Source organism: Streptomyces sp. C1-1, from assembly GCF_050214755.1.
Lineage (GTDB): Bacteria > Actinomycetota > Actinomycetes > Streptomycetales > Streptomycetaceae > Streptomyces.
The window spans coordinates 8,881,741-8,897,393 of the sequence record NZ_CP189826.1 but is presented as its reverse complement, the minus strand read 5'-3'; the positions used below and the strand labels follow the sequence as shown (position 1 = coordinate 8,897,393).

Genomic DNA, 15,653 nt, shown 5'->3' with positions numbered 1-15,653 from the left:
GGACAACTCCGCTTCGCACGGGTGTACGCCGGATCAGTGAGCGGTCCAGCCGCCGTCGAGGACGAGCGAGGTGCCCGTGACGAAGGACGCCTGCGGGCCGCACAGATACGCCATGGCCTCGGCCACCTCCGACGGTTCGACGAGGCGCTTGAGGGCACTGTCCTGCAGCAGCACCTCGGTCAGGACGCGCTCCACCGGGATGCCGTGCGCCTGGGCCTGGTCTTCCAGCTGGCGCTCGACCAGGGGGGTGCGCACATAGCCGGGGTTCACACAGTTCGAGGTCACCCCGTGGGGGGCGCCTTCCAGGGCTGCGGTCTTGGACAGGCCCTCCAGGCCGTGCTTGGCGGCCACGTAGGCGGACTTGTACGGCGAGGCGCGCAGGCCGTGGACGGAGGACACGTTGACGATGCGGCCCCATCCCTGACCGTACATGTGGGGCAGGGCGCCGCGGATCAGCCGGAAGGGCGCCTCCAGCATGACCGTGAGCACGGTGTGGAAGACGTCGGGCGGGAACTCCTCGATGGGGCGCACCAGTTGCAGTCCCGCGTTGTTGACGAGGACGTCGGTGCCCGCGGCCGCGTGTTCGGCGGCGTCGAGGTCGGTGAGGTCGAGGACGTGCGGTTCGATGCCGCCGGTGAGGCCCGCGGCCTCCTCGGCCAGGGACTCGAGCCCTTCGGCGTCCCGGTCGACGGCTCTGACCTTGGCCCCGGCGGCCGCGAGCCGCAGCGCACAGGCGCGGCCGATACCACTGGCGGCGCCGGTGACAAGGGCGGTGCGGCCGCCGAGGTCGAGGGCGAGGGCGTGTGGGGGCGAGAGGGCACCGGTCGGGGTCATGGAACGACCCTAGGCAGCGCTATGCCCTCGCCACATGTGGTCAAAGCACATACTTCATTGGGGCGCCGTGGGGTCGAACCATGTGGGTTCGTCGAACAGGGCCTGCTTGATGCGGAAGTGGTGGAACTCGGTCATCTCGGGCAGCTCGTCAAGCGAGAACCAGCCGACGGCCAGCGACTCGTCGTCGTTCACCCGCGCCTCGCCGCCCAGGACACGGCAGCGGAAGCAGAGGTCCATGAACTGGCAGACGTCGCCGTTGGGGTAGGTGACCTGCCGGCCGGAGCGCACCGAGACCAGCCGCTCGACGGCGACACGGACGCCGGTCTCCTCCTCCACCTCCCGCACGACGGCGGCGGCGGGCTGCTCGCCGGGGTCCGGGATGCCGGAGATCAGCGCCCACCTGTGGTTGTCGGCGCGCTGCCCGAGCAGCACTCTGCCCTCGTCGTCGAAGACGACGGCGCTGACGCCGGGGAGCCAGAGCAGCTGGTGGCCCACGGTGGCCCGGATCTCGCGGATGAAGTCAGGAGTCGACATGGCACCGACCCTAAGGGGCCGGTGCCCGGGTCCCGAAGCGCACTTCCGGGGGCGTGCGCCCGGCGTATCGCTACACGTCCCCCGCGCGCCGCCCGCGCACCGCCGTGCCGACCGCCCAGCCGAGACCGCCCGCGGCGACCAGCACCAGGGCGATCTCCGGGAGGATGCCCAGCCGGGTGGCGGGCGTCTCGGAGGACCGCAGCGGCACCTTCTGCACCAGGTGGGCGTGGACGAACATGCCGGTCTTCTGGGTGATCCTCCCGTCCGGCATGATGATCGCGCTGACGCCGCTGGTGACGGGCACGGTCACGGTGCGGCTGTGCTCGACGGCGCGGACGCGGGACATGGCGAGCTGCTGGTAGGTCATCTCACTGCGGTCGAAGGTCGCGTTGTTGCTCGGCACGGAGATCAGCTGCGCCCCGTCGGTGACCTCGGAGCGCACGGCCCAGTCGAAGGCGGCCTCGTAGCAGGTGACCAGGCCGACCTTGGCCCGGTCCATGGTGAACACGCCCGGCTTGGTGCCCCGGCTGAAGTCCTGGCGGACCATCGAGGTCCAGTTGCCGTTGATCGCGCCGATCAGGCCGCGCAGCGGCAGGTACTCGCCGAACGGCTGGATCTGCCGCTTGTCGTAGGTGTCGGTCGGGCCCTTCTTCGGGTCCCAGAGGATCTGCTCGTTCCACAGCTTGCCGTCCCGGGCGACGACGCCGCCGACCGAGATGGGCGCGCCGATCGCCTTCGCCGCGTGGTCGATGACGGCGTAGGCGTCGGCGTTGGCGAAGGGATCGACGTCGGAGGAGTTCTCCGGCCACAGCACGAGGTCGGGCTTGGCGATCTTGCCGGCCTTCACCTCGGCGGCCAGGCGCTCGGTCTCGCGCGCGTGGTAGTCGAGCACCGCCCTGCGCTGCGCGTTGAACTCCAGCCCAGAGCGGGGCACGTTGCCCTGGATGAGCGCGACGGTCGTGTAGCCGTCCTGCGCCTTGTCGCTGACCAGCGCGCGGGCGGCCACGGCGCCCGCCACCGGCACGGCCACGCTCAGCAGGGCCACGGCCGCGGCCGATCGCCGGATCTCCCGGGTGCGCCGCGCGTCCAGGGACAGGCGTACGACCTCGTACAGACCGAAGCCGCACAGGACGACCGCGAAGCCCAGCACCGGGGTGCCGCCCACCGCGGCGAGCGGCAGGAACACTCCGTCGGCCTGGCCGAAGGCGACCTTGCCCCAGGGGAAGCCGTGGAAGGGCACGCGCGCGCGTGCCGCCTCGCCCGCGATCCACACCGCCGCCGCCCACAGCGGCCAGGCGGGCAGTCTGGACACCGCGGCGACGCCCGCGCCGACCAGCGCGATGAACATCGCCTCGATCGCGGCCAGGGCGATCCAGGGCACGGGTCCGACCTCCACGCCGGTCCACACCAGCAGCGGCAGCAGGAAGCCGAGGCCGAAGAGGTAGCCGAGGCCCAGACCCGCCTTCCAGCTGCGGCCGCGCAGCAGCCGGCCGAAACCGGCGAAGGCCGGCAGCGCCAGCCACCACAGGGGGCGCGGCGGGAAACTGACGTAGAGGAGCACTCCGCAGAGTGCGGCGGCGAGGGCCGGAACGAGGCGTACGAGGCGCGCCCCGCGCGATGCGGGCGCGGTCTGCGGCTGCAACTGGTCCGACTCGTCCACGGATGTTGCGGTGACGGTCACTCGGGGAGTGTACGGCGGGTGACCTTGGCCGGGACAGCGCGGTCCGCATGGCAGCACGCGGGCCCGCGGGAACCGGCCGCCCCACCGTTCCTGCGCATCTCGGTCCAACTCATCCACAAAACGCCCATCAGCGGTTACGGTGTGCCCAGCCACAGTCGCCCGGCCGGTCACGGCCTCGACGGGCGGGTCGTGCGAGGTCGGGGGGCTTCGGTCGGGTGTGGGGGGCGGGGTGGGTTCCACGGGGATGACGTCCGTCGCCGGTCCTGGGGAGGACGGCGACAGACGAAACGTTTCGGACGCGGCGGGCGTGGTGGCGCTGGGCGGCTGCGCCACCTGGTCGCTGATCACGGCGACCGCGCACGACGGCCGCCCGGAGGGCGTGCTGCTGGCGGTGCTGGCCGTGGCGGCCGGCTACGCCGCGGGACGGATCTGCGGCGCATTGCTGCCGGTCGCGGCGCTGTGCGCGGGCGCGCTCGCCGGGCTCGTCCTGATGCTGGTCGTGCCACGCCTCGCGGCCGGCCCGCAGATCGACGCGCCGCTCGGGCACGCCGGCGGTACGGCCGCCCTGCTCACCCTCTGCACCGGCGCCGCGTGCTGTGCCGCGTGGGAGGCCGGGTCACCTGCCCTGCGCTTCGCGCTGGGCGCGCTGGCGGCCGGGATCGCGGTGGCCGCGCCGCTGCTGGGCTCGGTCAGCGGGTTCATCGGCTGTGCGGCCGTACTGCTGTGCTCGCTCGCCGCGGGCCGGATGCGCGGTCGCGCCCTGGGAATGGCCGGTCTGGCACTCGCTGCCGCCGCGGCGGGCCTGCTCACCTGGGCGGTCGCCGCCGGCTCACTGCCCGGCGGACTGACCGCGTCGCTGGGGGGCGAGCTGACGCCGCACCGCCTGGGGCTGTGGCACGACGCCCTGCGCCTGTCGCGCGACAACGCGGCCCTCGGAGTGGGGCCGGGACGCTTCGGCGAACTGAGCACCACGGTCGCCCCCACCCTCTCGGACGGCAAGCCGCACTCGGCGCTGCTGCAGCAGGCGGCGGAGCAGGGAGTCGTCGGTGTACTGCTGCTGGCGGCCGTGTTCGGGTGGCTGCTGTACACACTGTGGCGCTCCCCGCGCCCCACCCCGGTCGTGCTCACGGCGGGCGCGGCGCTCACGCTGCTCGCGGCGATCGCCTCGGTCGGCAACGCGCTGAGCTTCACCGCCGTCTCGGTCGGTGCGGGGCTCCTGGCGGGCCTGGCCACCGCCCGGCCGCTCGCCGACGACACCCCCCGGCACGAGACGCGGGCGCGCCCGCGGGACGACCGGCTGACGCCGTGAGGCGCCGGTCAGTGCGTCGTGCCGGGCGTGCTCGACCGCAGCCGGTCCCTGATGACCCGCACGGCGGTCTCGGCGTTGTCCACGGTGATCGTGAACGTGTGGCCGTCCCACAACTGCAGCACGACGCCCTCGCCGCGGCGTACGACGACCGCGGTGCCCTTCTCGGGCCGCCAGCGGTAGCCCCAGCCGCCCCACTGGCGCGGGGTGACGTGCGGGGCGAACTCGGCGCCGGCCACGTGGTCGAGGGGGATGCGGCGGCGCGGCACACCGATGTGGCCGCAGCGCACCTCGAGGGACTCCTTGTCGAGCTTCAGGTCCACGTGCACGAAGGCGAGCGTGCCGAACAGGACCAGCAGCCCGGCAGCGATGCAGCCGACGACGGACATGACCAGCGGGGCGATGCCGGAGGTCCAGGCGGAGTCGACGGCCAGCTCGATGCCGAGCGCCATGAAGGCCGCGCCGCCGAGCGCCAGCAGCCACTGGGCGCGGTTGGTGGCACGTCCCGTCCAGACATCGGGGTGCCGGGGGCTCTCGTCGTGGGGGTGCTCCCTCATACCGATGAGGTTACCCAGGTTTCGCAGCGGTGGTACCGGGTCGCGGACAGTGACTGCACCGACCGGGCACCCGCCGGTCACCGGGCGGTGCTGACCGCCTGGAGGAAACGTCCCTCCTCATATGTGAGCGCCGTCGCGGGCAGCTCGGCCCGGCGTCCGCTGAGCAGCACCGTCAGGGTGCCCTCGGCGTCGGCCTCGGGGATGGGCTGCGCGCCGATCCGGCGCAGTGCCTGGGCGACCACCGCGCCGGCGGTGCCGTGCAGGATGAGCGGCGGCTCGCCCGGCCGCTGAACGGCGGCGCGAATGCGCTCGGCGACCAGTTCGTAGTTGGTGCAGCCCAGGACGAGGGTGGTGACGTCCTGCGGGGTACGCGCGGCGGCCGCGGCCACAGCGGCCTCGATGGCCGCGTCGTCGGCGTGGTGCACGGCGTCCGCCAGCCCGGGGCAGGGCACTTCGGCGACGTCCACGCCGGCCGCGAACTCCTGGATGAGACCTCGCTGGTAGGGGCTGCCTGTGGTGGCGGGCGTCGCCCAGATCGCGACGGGGCCGCCGCCCGCGGCGGCGGGCTTGATCGCGGGCACGGTGCCGATGATCGGCAGCTTGGGCTCGAAACGGGCGCGCAGCGCGGGCAGCGAGTGCACGGAGGCGGTGTTGCAGGCGACGATCAGTACGTCCGGGTCGTGCTCCGCGGCCGCTCCGGCGACGGCCAGGGCCCGCTCGGTGATGTCCTCGGGCGTGCGCGGCCCCCAGGGCATCCCGTCGGGGTCCCAGGACAGGACGAGGTCGGCGTCGGGACGCAGCCGGCGCGCCACGGCGGCGGCGGGAAGCAGACCGATTCCGGAGTCCATGAGCGCGATCTTCACCCGGCCACGATAGTCGATGAGCCGTTCGGGGCCGGTCGGGTGGGGCAGACTGCGCGGGTGAGCGTCATCGTGTGGAGTGCCGCCGTATCTCTCGCCGCCTGGCTGTGGCTGCTGCTGTGTCAGGGCTTCTTCTGGCGCACGGACGTCAGGTTGCCGCTCCGCTCCGAACCCGGTGACTGGCCCCCGGTGTGCGTCGTCGTCCCGGCTCGCGACGAGGCCGCCGTCCTGCCCTCGGCGCTTCCTTCTCTGCTCGCCCAGGACTATCCGGGGCGTGCGGAGGTCTTCCTGATCGACGACGGCAGCTCGGACGGCACCGGTGACCTGGCCCGCGAACTGGCCGCGTCCCACGGCGGACTGCCGCTGACCGTCGGCTCCCCCGGCGAGCCGCCGGCCGGCTGGACGGGCAAGCTGTGGGCCGTGCGGCACGGCATCGGCCTGGCACGCGCGCGTGGACCGGAGTACCTGCTGCTGACGGACGCCGACATCGCGCACGAGCCGGACAGTCTGCGGGAGCTGGTCGCGGCGGCGCGCACCGGCGGCTTCGACGTCGTCTCGCAGATGGCCCGGCTGCGGGTGGAGAGCGCGTGGGAGCAGCTCGTGGTCCCCGCGTTCGTCTATTTCTTCGCGCAGCTCTATCCCTTCCGCCGGATCGGCAGGCGGCGGGCGCGGACGGCGGCCGCGGCGGGCGGCTGCGTGCTGCTGCGCGCGGACACCGCCGAGCGGGTACGGATCCCGGACGCCATCCGGCACGCGGTGATCGACGACGTGGCGCTGGCGCGGACCGTGAAGGGCGCCGGCGGGCACGTCTGGCTGGGGCTGGCCGAGAAGGTGGACAGCGTCCGCCCCTATCCGCGGCTGCGCGACCTGTGGCGGATGGTGTCGCGCAGCGCGTACGCCCAACTGCGGCACAACCCCCTGCTGCTGCTCGGGACGGTCGCCGGGCTGCTGCTTGTCTATGTGGTGCCCCCGGTGACCCTGATCGCGGGTTCGGTGACGGGGGATCCGGCGGCGGCCGTCCTGGGCGGGCTCGCCTGGCTGGTGATGACGGGCACGTACGTGCCGATGCTCCGCTACTACCGCCGGCCGCTGTGGCTCGCCCCGCTGCTGCCGTTCACCGCGTGTCTGTACCTCCTGATGACCGTGGACTCGGCGGTGCAGCACTACCGCGGGCGGGGTGCGGCCTGGAAGGGCCGCACCTACGCGCGCCCCGACACCGTCGCGGACGAGCGGCCCCTCTGAGGGTTCCGGAGGGCGGTCACTTCCGGCCCGGGGTCCAGTTCATGCCCCAGCCGTAGGCGTAGTCGACGGTGCGCTGGGGGCTCACCCCGCGCTCGGGCACCAGATAACGGGCCTCGCGCTGGACGATCAGATCACCGCCGGTGTTGGTGATCAGGGCGAGCGCGCACACGGTGGAGGGGACCGTGCACTCGTCGAGCGAGAAGTCGATCGCCGCGCCGAACTGCGGCTGGAGGGTGACCGTGGCGTGCAGGTCGGCGAAGGAACGCGCGCCCTCGTAGATGGTCACGAAGACGAGGATCCGCCGGAAGCTCGCCTTGTGGTCGAGGTTGACGGTGAGGTTCTCGCCGCTCGCCATGGCGCCGGTGCGGTCGTCGCCGTCGAGGTGGATGTACGGCGGACGGTTCAGGGACCCGAAGGCGTTGCCGAGGGCCTGTACGACTCCCTTGCTGCCGTCGGTGAGTTCGTACAGGGCGCACAGGTCCAGATCGAGGTCGGCGTGCATCGCCACCGCGCGGCCGCGCTTGCTGCCCCAGCCCGAGAACTGTTTGCGCACCTCCCAGTTGAGGTTCACGCGCATGGCGCCGGAGGTGCCGCCCTGTTTGGTGAGGGAGACCGCCGGGGCCGCCTTCGTCAGGGTGACCTTGCTCAGGCGGACCGGAGCGGCGGGGGGCGCGGGGGGCTGAACGGGGGCCGGGGGCCCGGCCGGCGGCGGCATCGTCACGGGCGGTGCGACGGCCGGCGGAGCGGTCACCGGCCGGGCGACCGGGGGTGCCGCCGGAGCGGCGGCGGGCGGGGTGTGCTGGGGTTCGTCCACGGAGATGCCGAAGTCCGTGGCGAGGCCCTCCAGTCCGCTGCTGTATCCCTGGCCGACGGCACGGAATTTCCACGCGCCCTGCCGGCGGTAGAACTCCCCCAGGACGAAAGCGGTTTCTACACTCGCGCCCGCGCTGTCGAATCGAGCGACCACGGCATTGGAGGCGGCATCGCGGACTTCGATATAGAGATCCGGAACCTGTCCGAACGTACCGCCGTCGGCCGAAGCGGCCAGGATGACGGTCTCGATCGCCGGCTCCACGCGCGTGAGGTCGACGAGGAGGGTGTCGGTGATCCTGCCGCCGCCGTCCCTCTTGCCCTCGTGCCGGACCGCCCCGGAGGCGTGCGCCGGCTGGTTGTAGAAGACGAAGTCGCTGTCGGAGCGGACCTTGCGGCCCACCAGCAGCAGCGCCGAGGCGTCCGCGTCGGGGACGCCGGGCCCGGAGCGCCAGCCCAATTCCACCCGCAGCGCCGTCGTCGGCACCGGAGTATTCGATCCTTTGGGCATTGACATGTCCGCCCCCTCGCGTGTCACAGCGCCGCTCCGCGCCCGGAAGCCGCCTTCGGCTTCTTCTGCGCACAACCTATTCCTCAGGGCGGCGAACTCCCATGCGGGGCGCGACCGGGCGCTCGGGCGACCCGCCGGTAACCCGCCCGGAACTCGGGCTTTACCCGATCACGGCTCCGCGCGGCGCCCCTTTTTGGCACGTTCGCTCGCATTGGGCATCCCGGGCCACTGCAGACACGGAAAACAACCTTCTTATCGGTCTCCCCAACCAGCACATCGTGGGCTTAACTTATGTGCCATGACCTCCCCCCGCTCCACTTATGGCGGCGGTTACTACTCCGCCTTCCCGGACACCCCGATCTACGACAGGCTCGTCGCCGAGCGGGGCACCCCGCAGATCGCTCCGATCAGGGTCCCCGCCGCCTACGACATGCCGGGCAGCAACCTGCCCGCGCTGCCGTCGGCCCTGCCCGCCCTCCCGGCGGGCCCGTCCCAGCCCTCCTACGGCTACCCGCAGGCGCAGCAGCCCTCGCCGCTGCAACAGGCGCCCGCCGCCTACATCCCGCAGCAGGCCACCGCGCCGCGCGGCTATCCCGGCCCGCAGCAGCAGCCGCAGCGCCCCATGGCCGCCGGCACGGGCTACGAGGCCATGCGTCCCGCGGCTCCCCGCCCCGCGACCCCCTACCAGGATCCGTACAACCAGCAGCAGTACCGCGGCTACTGAGCCGCTTTCCCCGCTGTCTCCGCCACCTGGCACGATGGCTCCATGGGGAATGCGCGGTTGCAGTCGATTCACGTTCATCCGGTCAAGGCGTTCCGGGGTCTCGCGCCCCGGGAGGCCGTCGTGGAGCCCTGGGGGCTGGCCGGGGATCGACGCTGGGCACTGATCGACGACGGGGGAAAGGTCGTCACACAACGTCAGCAGCCGCGTCTCGCACTGGCCGCCGCCGAGCTCCTGCCCGGCGGCGGCGTACGGCTGTCCGCTCCGGGCATGGACCCGTTGACGGTGCCCGTGCCGCGCCCGCAGGGCACGGTGACGGTGGAGATCTTCGGCGACAAGGTGGAGGGCGTCCCCGCGGAGCAGCCGGCCGCACACGCCTGGTGCAGCCAGTACCTGGGCGCCGGGACCCGCCTCGTGCACATGGACGATCCGGCCGTACGCCGCCCCGTCGAGCCGGAGTTCGCGCTCCCGGGCGAGACGGTGACGTTCGCGGACGGCTACCCCCTGCTCCTCACCACGGTGGCCTCCCTCGACGCCCTCAACTCCCTGATCGCGCAGGGTGCGCATGCGGCCGAGGGCCCCCTGCCGATGAACCGGTTCCGCCCCAACGTCGTCGTCTCCGGCACCACCGCCTGGGCCGAGGACGACTGGACCCGCGTCGCCGTCGGCGAGGTCACCTTCCGCGTCGCCAAGGTGTGCGGACGCTGTGTGGTGACAACCACCGACCAGTCCACGGCCGAGGTGGGCAGGGAACCCCTGCGCACCCTGGGACGGCACCGCCGGCTGGGCAACAAGCTGGCCTTCGGCCAGAACCTGGTGCCCCTCGACCGGGGCACGATCCGGGTCGGAGACCCTGTCACGGTCCTCGCACAGGCCCCGACGGACGGATCGTGAGGAAAGATCCGGCCAACACCCGCGCCACCGGGAACCGACACCGGGGCACCGAGCGTTGCACGTTCGGTGAGAACTCCATGAGAGGCCCCGGCCGGAGGTGATTTCGCTCTCTGTCGACCGGGCCCGGCCGTGGACGACTCCGCCAGGGGCTATCACGGAGCGGGAAAGGGGGTGCGGGACGGTGCGAGCGATCGGCGGACTCTGGCGCTGGCGGCACAATCCACTGCGTCGCACGAGCGATCTGGTCGAGGCGTGGGTGGCGCTGGCCGCCCTGCTGCTGATCCTGGCCGCCGCGCCCGTGGTCGGCTCGCTCGTCGGCCGCGTCGCCCAGCACTCCCTGCAGCAGTCCGTCCGCGACCAGCGCGCCGCGCGCCACGCCGTCACGGCCACCGTCGTGCGCAAGCTCGACCGCTCTCCGCTGGACACCGACCCCGAGACCTCCTCGGCGCGGGACCTGCGCAGCCGTGTCCTCGCCGACTGGACGGCCCCCGACGGCACCGCTCACCACGACGTGACCCTGGCCGCCCTCAAATCCCCGCACCACGGCGACCACTTCACGATATGGACGGACACCCACGGCCGTCCGGTGGCCCGCCCGCTGGATGCGGCGACGGCGACGACCCACGCGGTGCTTGCCGGATTCGGCGCCGCCCTGCTGACCGCGGGCGCCGTCGAGGGCACCCGGCGACTGATCCTCTGGCGCATGGTCCTTCGCCGCTACGCCCGTTGGGACCAGGCCTGGGACCGGGCGGGCCCGGACTGGGGCAGGACCGGCACCGGCAGCTGACGGCCTTCCGGCTCTGGTCAACCCACCCCCCGTGCGCACGCTACGGTGGACCGGCCGAGCTCATTCGGCAGCACGAACCCGCGTACTACGAGGTGGGGGCACAGCAACGCCATGGCACAGGGCACGGTCCAGGTGACGCACACCGGAACATCGCGGTGGCGGCGCCGCACGGGTGAGTACGCGTCGCTCGCCGCCGCCCTGGAGGCCGCGGCCGACGGCGACGTCCTCACCGTCGCCCCGGGCACCTACCGGGAGAACCTCGTCGTGGAGCGGGTGGTGACCCTGCGCGGCCCCGAGGGCTCCCCCGGTTCGGTGCGGATCGCGCCCCTGGACGGCGTGCCGCTGACCGTGCGGGCCTCCGCCGTGGTCCAGGACCTGCACGTGGAGGGCCAGGACGCGGCCGCGCCCGCGCTGCTGGTCGAGGAGGGCACGCCGGAACTGCTGGACGTGCGGATCGTGACCCGGTCCGCGGCCGGGATCGAGGTGCGCGGAGGCGCGCGGCCCACCGTACGGCGGTGCACCGTCGACAATCCGGCGGGCATCGGCATCGCCGTACTCGACGGCGGCAGCGGGGTGTTCGAGGAGTGCGAGGTGGTCGCGGCCGGGCAGGCGGGCGTCGCGGTCCGCGGCGGCGCGCACCCGCGTCTGGAGCGCTGCCGCGTTCACCACGCCTCGGGCTCGGGGCTGACGGCGACGGGAGAGAACTCCGCCCTGGAGGCGGTCGGTTGCGAGGTGTACGAGGTCCGCGGCAGCGGGGTGCAGATCACCGGCCGGGCCACCGCCCATCTGACGGACTGCGATGTGCACCGCACCACGGCGGACGGCGTCACCCTCGACACGGACGCGGTGCTCACGCTGGCGGACTGCCGTATCCACGACATCCCGGAGAACGCGGTCGACCTGCGCTCGCGCTCGGTGCTGACGCTGACGCGCACGACGGTGCGTCAGTTCGGGCGCAACGGCCTGTCGGTGTGGGACCCGGGCACCCGGGTCGACGCCAACCAGTGCGAGATCTTCGACAGCACCGGCGACTACCCGGCGGTGTGGGTCAGTGACGGCGCCACGGCGGTGCTGGAGTCCTGCCGGGTGCACGACGTGCCGGACGCCCTGTTCGTCCTGGACCGCGGCTCGCGCGCGGACGTCGTCGACAGCGACCTGTCGCAGGTGCGCAACACGGCCGTGTCGGTGAGCGACGGGGCCACGGCCCAGCTCGACGACTGCCGGATCCGGGACGCGGCGACCGGCGCCTGGTTCCGCGACCACGGCAGCGGCGGAACCCTCAACAACTGCACCGTGGACGGCACCCAGACCGGTGTGATCGTCACCAAGGGCGCCGATCCGACCATCGAGCGGTGCACCGTCGACTCCCCCGCCGAGGCCGGCTTCTACGTGTCGGCGGGAGGCCGGGGCAGCTTCCTGAACTGCCGGGTGACCGGCAGCGGCGGCTACGGCTTCCACGTGATCGACGGCTGCCGTACGACGCTGCGCAAGTGCCGGACGGAACGGTGCGCGCGCGGCGGTTACGAGTTCGCCGACGGCGGCCCGGACGCGGCCGCCGGCACGGGCCCCGACGTCGAGGACTGCACCAGCGACGAGAGCGGCTCCGGCGCGCGCCCGTCGGCGGCACGCGAGACCGCGGTGGAGACGGCGCACCGGTCACCCGGTCTGCTGGGCGCCATTCCCGGGCAGCGCATCACCGAGCAGGGGCCCGGGGCCGCCCCCGCGGAGCCGGAGCAGCCGACGCGGACCTCGAAGGCCGTGCTCGGCGAGCTGGACGCGCTGGTCGGCCTGGACAGCGTCAAGCGCGAGGTGCGGGCGCTGACCGACATGATCGAGGTGGGCCGCCGCCGGCAGCAGGCGGGCCTGAAGGCGGCCTCGGTCAAGCGGCACCTCGTCTTCACCGGCTCCCCCGGCACCGGCAAGACCACCGTGGCCCGCCTCTACGGCGAGATCCTCGCCTCCCTCGGGGTGCTGGAGAAGGGCCACCTCGTCGAGGTCTCCCGCGTCGACCTGGTCGGCGAGCACATCGGGTCGACTGCGATCCGCACCCAGGAGGCGTTCGACAGGGCGCGCGGCGGGGTGCTGTTCATCGACGAGGCCTACGCCCTGTCGCCGGAGGACTCGGGCCGGGACTTCGGCAAGGAGGCCATCGACACCCTGGTGAAGCTGATGGAGGACCACCGGGACGCGGTGGTCGTCATCGTGGCGGGCTACACGGCCGAGATGGAGCGGTTCCTTTCGGTCAACCCCGGTGTGGCGTCCCGCTTCTCACGGACCATCACCTTCAGCGACTACAGCCCGGAGGAACTGCTGCGGATCGTCGGGCAGCAGGCCGACGAGCACGAGTACCGGCTGGCGGAGGGCACGGCGGAGGCGCTGCTGAAGTACTTCACGGCGATCCCGAAGGGCCCGGCGTTCGGCAACGGCCGCACCGCCCGGCAGACCTTCGAGGCGATGGTCGAGCGGCACGCCGGCCGGGTCGCCCAGGTCCACGAGCCGAGCACGGACGACCTGACGCTCCTCTACGCCGAGGATCTGCCCGACTTCCCCTGAGGACGTGGAGCCGGCACGTCCGGGCGCAGCCGGGCCAGCAGCCGTTCCCGTTCCTCGGCGAAGACGGGGTCGGCCTGGTAGTCGCCGTGCCCGAGGATCGGCGCGGGCAGCGGATGGCGGGCGGTGCGGCCGTAGGCGAGGGGGTCCCTCAGCGGTGCGTGGTCGACCTCGGGGCCGCAGTCGCCGGGCAGCCGGACGGGGCCGCCGATCGGGTCGGTCGGCCGGTGGAGGTTGCGCCAGCAGTCGACCTCGTGGTGCAGGGAGCTGAGCGCGGCCGGGCCGAAGTGGGCGGGGAACCAGCGGCCGTAGAGGCGCTCCAGGGGCGAGCCGTAGGTCAGCAGGGCGACCCGCTTGCGGTCGGACGGCTTCAGCTGCCAGGCGGCCGCGGCGGCGAGCACGCTGCCCTGGGAGTGGCCGGAGATGACCAGTCGGCCGCCGGTGGCGCGGGTCCAGGTGGCCATGCGCCAGGTGAGGTCCGGGACCGCCCGCTCGGCGTAGCAGGGCGGGGCGAAGGGGTGGGCGGCCCGGGGCCAGAACGTGCCGACGTCCCACAGGATGCCGATGGTGCGCCGGGCGGAGGCGTCCTTGTAGGCGCGCCGGCCCCAGGTGACGAAGAGGATGAAGCCGACGCCGATCAGCCAGGAGCCCAGCGCCTGGGCGGTCTGCGCGGTGCCGTGCACGAAGGCCTGACCGTCGCGGGCGGCCGGGCCGGGTGCCTCGTCGGTGAACTCGGCCCCCACGAGGGCTGCGGCGCCCAGGACCAGGGTGGTGGCGGCGGTCACGGCGGCGATGAGGGGGCCTCGGTCGGTGAGCGCGGCCATCGCGCGCGTGGTGGCGATGGCGCGGGTGCGGGCGGCGTCCCGGCGCTCTCCGGGGTAGTCGGCCTCCACCGCGGCCAGCTCGCCGCGGCGCAGCCGCCAGGTGCCGTGCCCCAGCCAGGCGCACACCACCAGCAGGACGAGGAGGAGGACGGGGATGACGGAGGACTGCCAGGTCAGCAGGACGGGCGGGCCTGCGATGGAGGCCCTGGTGCCGTCCAGCCAGTCCGACACGCGCTGGGAGACCCCGCCGGACATCACCCCGCCGAGCGCGCAGGCCAGCATCGCGACGGCCGGCCCGGCCAGGCCCCGCATCGCCGCCCGGGGATCGGGGTGGGTGCGGTACAGGAGGCGGGCCACCACGCCGAGGACGATGACCAGACCGCCCTGGGCGAGCGCGATGGAGCCGAAGGCGGTGCCGCCGCCCAGCAGCCGGCCCGCCGATTCCCACCCCGGGCGCTCCCAGCCGGCGTACACGGCGGCGAGCAGCAGCAGCGCGAGGGCGGCCAGCGGCAAACGTCGTACGAGATGCCGGTCGAGCCGCCGGTCCAGGCGGTTCTCGGTGCGCCCGCGGCGGCAGATCACCCAACACGTCACGACGGCGGTGGCGCCGAGCGCGGCGTACAGGAGCCATCCCAGCGTGTCGAGGAGGGCCGGGCCGCCCGCCTGCCGGTCGAAACGGGTCGCCGAGGAGGCCAGCGCCGCGGCGACCGTCAGCAGGCCGGCCGCGGTGTGGGCGGCGCGCAGCCGGGCGACCAGGCGGCGGCCGTACCAGAAGCCGGGGCGGCCCAGTGAGGTGCGGGCGCTGTCCTCCTCGGATTCGTCGAGGTGGGAGACCGGCTGTACCGATTCGTACGCGCTCCAGGTGCGGCGCGAGAGGTACCACAGCAGGCCGGTGAGCGCGGTCGGGACGAGGGCGGCGAGGGCGAGGCGGCGGCCCGGGCGGCTCCACCAGCCGTCGTGGGAGGCCTCCGGCGAGAGAAAGCCCAGCCAGGAGTGGCGTCCGGCGCACGCGCGGATGCCGGCGCACTGCCAGGCCGCGAGGTCCAGGGCGACCTCGCAGGCGGCGGCGACCAGCAGCACGGTCAGGGTCAGGCCGGCGAGGCGCACGAGCAGCCCGTAGAAGCGGACCGTGCGGGAGCGTCCGCGTGCGGTGGGGCGCATCCAGTGGGCGAGGTTGACGACCATGAACGGCAGCAGCAGGAGCCACAGGGCTCGGGCGCTGTTGCCGGAGGTGAGATTGCACCAGACGTAGGCCTCCGGGACCGGGCGGCCCCGGTAGTCCTCGGGTCGGCTCTCGGCGTCCGCGTCCTCGGCACGCCGGAAGACGGCGGCCGTGTCGTCGCCGGTGACCCGCACCGTGCGCGGATCACCGAGCATGTCCTGCGGAGTGGTGCCGCCCACCCCGTGGACCAGCAGTTCCAGGGCGATTCCGGATTTCCCGGCCGCCGGGCCGGGGCCTTGCGTCGAGACGGTTTCCTGCGCGCGTTCCACTGTTCGCACTTCCCCCGTGGCGAGCCGTCGGCTTGTGCCCGTGCGGCTTCA

The 15,653-nt window shown here is 73.4% G+C and carries 13 protein-coding genes; 6 read left to right on the top strand and 7 right to left on the bottom strand.

Features of this window, described 5'->3' with window-relative positions; all coding sequences use genetic code 11:
• Positions 1-33: 33 nt before the first annotated feature.
• From ACQF4J_RS40430 to lnt, 3 genes are all read right to left on the bottom strand, one after another.
• Positions 34-834 (bottom strand): 3-hydroxybutyrate dehydrogenase, encoded by an 801-nt coding sequence (locus tag ACQF4J_RS40430; RefSeq protein WP_351802760.1) that lies wholly within the window; start codon positions 832-834, stop codon positions 34-36.
• 54 nt (positions 835-888) lie between these two features.
• Positions 889-1,368, bottom strand: a complete 480-nt coding sequence (locus ACQF4J_RS40425) for an NUDIX hydrolase (protein ID WP_351564188.1) — start codon at positions 1,366-1,368, stop codon at positions 889-891.
• A 70-nt stretch (positions 1,369-1,438) separates the two neighbouring features.
• Positions 1,439-3,049, bottom strand: a complete 1,611-nt coding sequence (gene lnt, locus ACQF4J_RS40420) for an apolipoprotein N-acyltransferase (protein ID WP_351802758.1) — start codon at positions 3,047-3,049, stop codon at positions 1,439-1,441.
• 244 nt (positions 3,050-3,293) lie between these two features.
• On the opposite strand from lnt, the gene ACQF4J_RS40415 reads away from it, so the two are divergent.
• Complete coding sequence (locus ACQF4J_RS40415) at positions 3,294-4,358, top strand: O-antigen ligase family protein (RefSeq protein WP_351564192.1); 1,065 nt, start codon at positions 3,294-3,296, stop codon at positions 4,356-4,358.
• An 8-nt stretch (positions 4,359-4,366) separates the two neighbouring features.
• Here the strand turns inward: ACQF4J_RS40415 and ACQF4J_RS40410 are convergent, their stop codons facing one another.
• A complete protein-coding gene (locus ACQF4J_RS40410; protein ID WP_351564194.1) occupies positions 4,367-4,912 on the bottom strand; it encodes a hypothetical protein in 546 nt (181 codons plus the stop codon).
• 77 nt (positions 4,913-4,989) lie between these two features.
• Complete coding sequence (locus tag ACQF4J_RS40405; RefSeq protein ID WP_351564196.1) at positions 4,990-5,775, bottom strand: glutamate racemase; 786 nt, start codon at positions 5,773-5,775, stop codon at positions 4,990-4,992.
• Between the two features lie 39 nt (positions 5,776-5,814).
• On the opposite strand from ACQF4J_RS40405, the gene ACQF4J_RS40400 reads away from it, so the two are divergent.
• Positions 5,815-7,014, top strand: a complete 1,200-nt coding sequence (locus ACQF4J_RS40400; RefSeq protein WP_427168036.1) for a glycosyltransferase — start codon at positions 5,815-5,817, stop codon at positions 7,012-7,014.
• A 16-nt stretch (positions 7,015-7,030) separates the two neighbouring features.
• Here ACQF4J_RS40400 and ACQF4J_RS40395 read toward each other — a convergent pair whose 3' ends face one another.
• Positions 7,031-8,335, bottom strand: coding sequence for a TerD family protein (locus tag ACQF4J_RS40395; RefSeq protein ID WP_427168675.1), 1,305 nt, complete (start codon positions 8,333-8,335; stop codon positions 7,031-7,033).
• Between the two features lie 298 nt (positions 8,336-8,633).
• Here ACQF4J_RS40395 and ACQF4J_RS40390 point away from each other — a divergent pair, with 298 nt between their 5' ends.
• From ACQF4J_RS40390 to ACQF4J_RS40375, 4 genes are all read left to right on the top strand, one after another.
• On the top strand, positions 8,634-9,059 hold the full coding sequence (locus ACQF4J_RS40390; protein WP_351564200.1) for a DUF6643 family protein: 426 nt from the start codon (positions 8,634-8,636) through the stop codon (positions 9,057-9,059).
• 42 nt (positions 9,060-9,101) lie between these two features.
• Entirely contained in the window at positions 9,102-9,950 is an 849-nt protein-coding gene (locus ACQF4J_RS40385) for an MOSC domain-containing protein (RefSeq protein ID WP_351564202.1), read from the top strand.
• 181 nt (positions 9,951-10,131) lie between these two features.
• A complete protein-coding gene (locus tag ACQF4J_RS40380) occupies positions 10,132-10,737 on the top strand; it encodes an Rv1733c family protein (RefSeq protein ID WP_427168035.1) in 606 nt (201 codons plus the stop codon).
• A gap of 111 nt (positions 10,738-10,848) precedes the next feature.
• Positions 10,849-13,290, top strand: a complete 2,442-nt coding sequence (locus ACQF4J_RS40375; protein WP_427168034.1) for a right-handed parallel beta-helix repeat-containing protein — start codon at positions 10,849-10,851, stop codon at positions 13,288-13,290.
• Here ACQF4J_RS40375 and ACQF4J_RS40370 read toward each other — a convergent pair.
• A complete protein-coding gene (locus ACQF4J_RS40370) occupies positions 13,260-15,602 on the bottom strand; it encodes a hypothetical protein (protein WP_427168033.1) in 2,343 nt (780 codons plus the stop codon). The two genes, ACQF4J_RS40375 and ACQF4J_RS40370, sit on opposite strands and share 31 nt — an antisense overlap.
• Between the last annotated feature and the right edge of the window lie 51 nt (positions 15,603-15,653).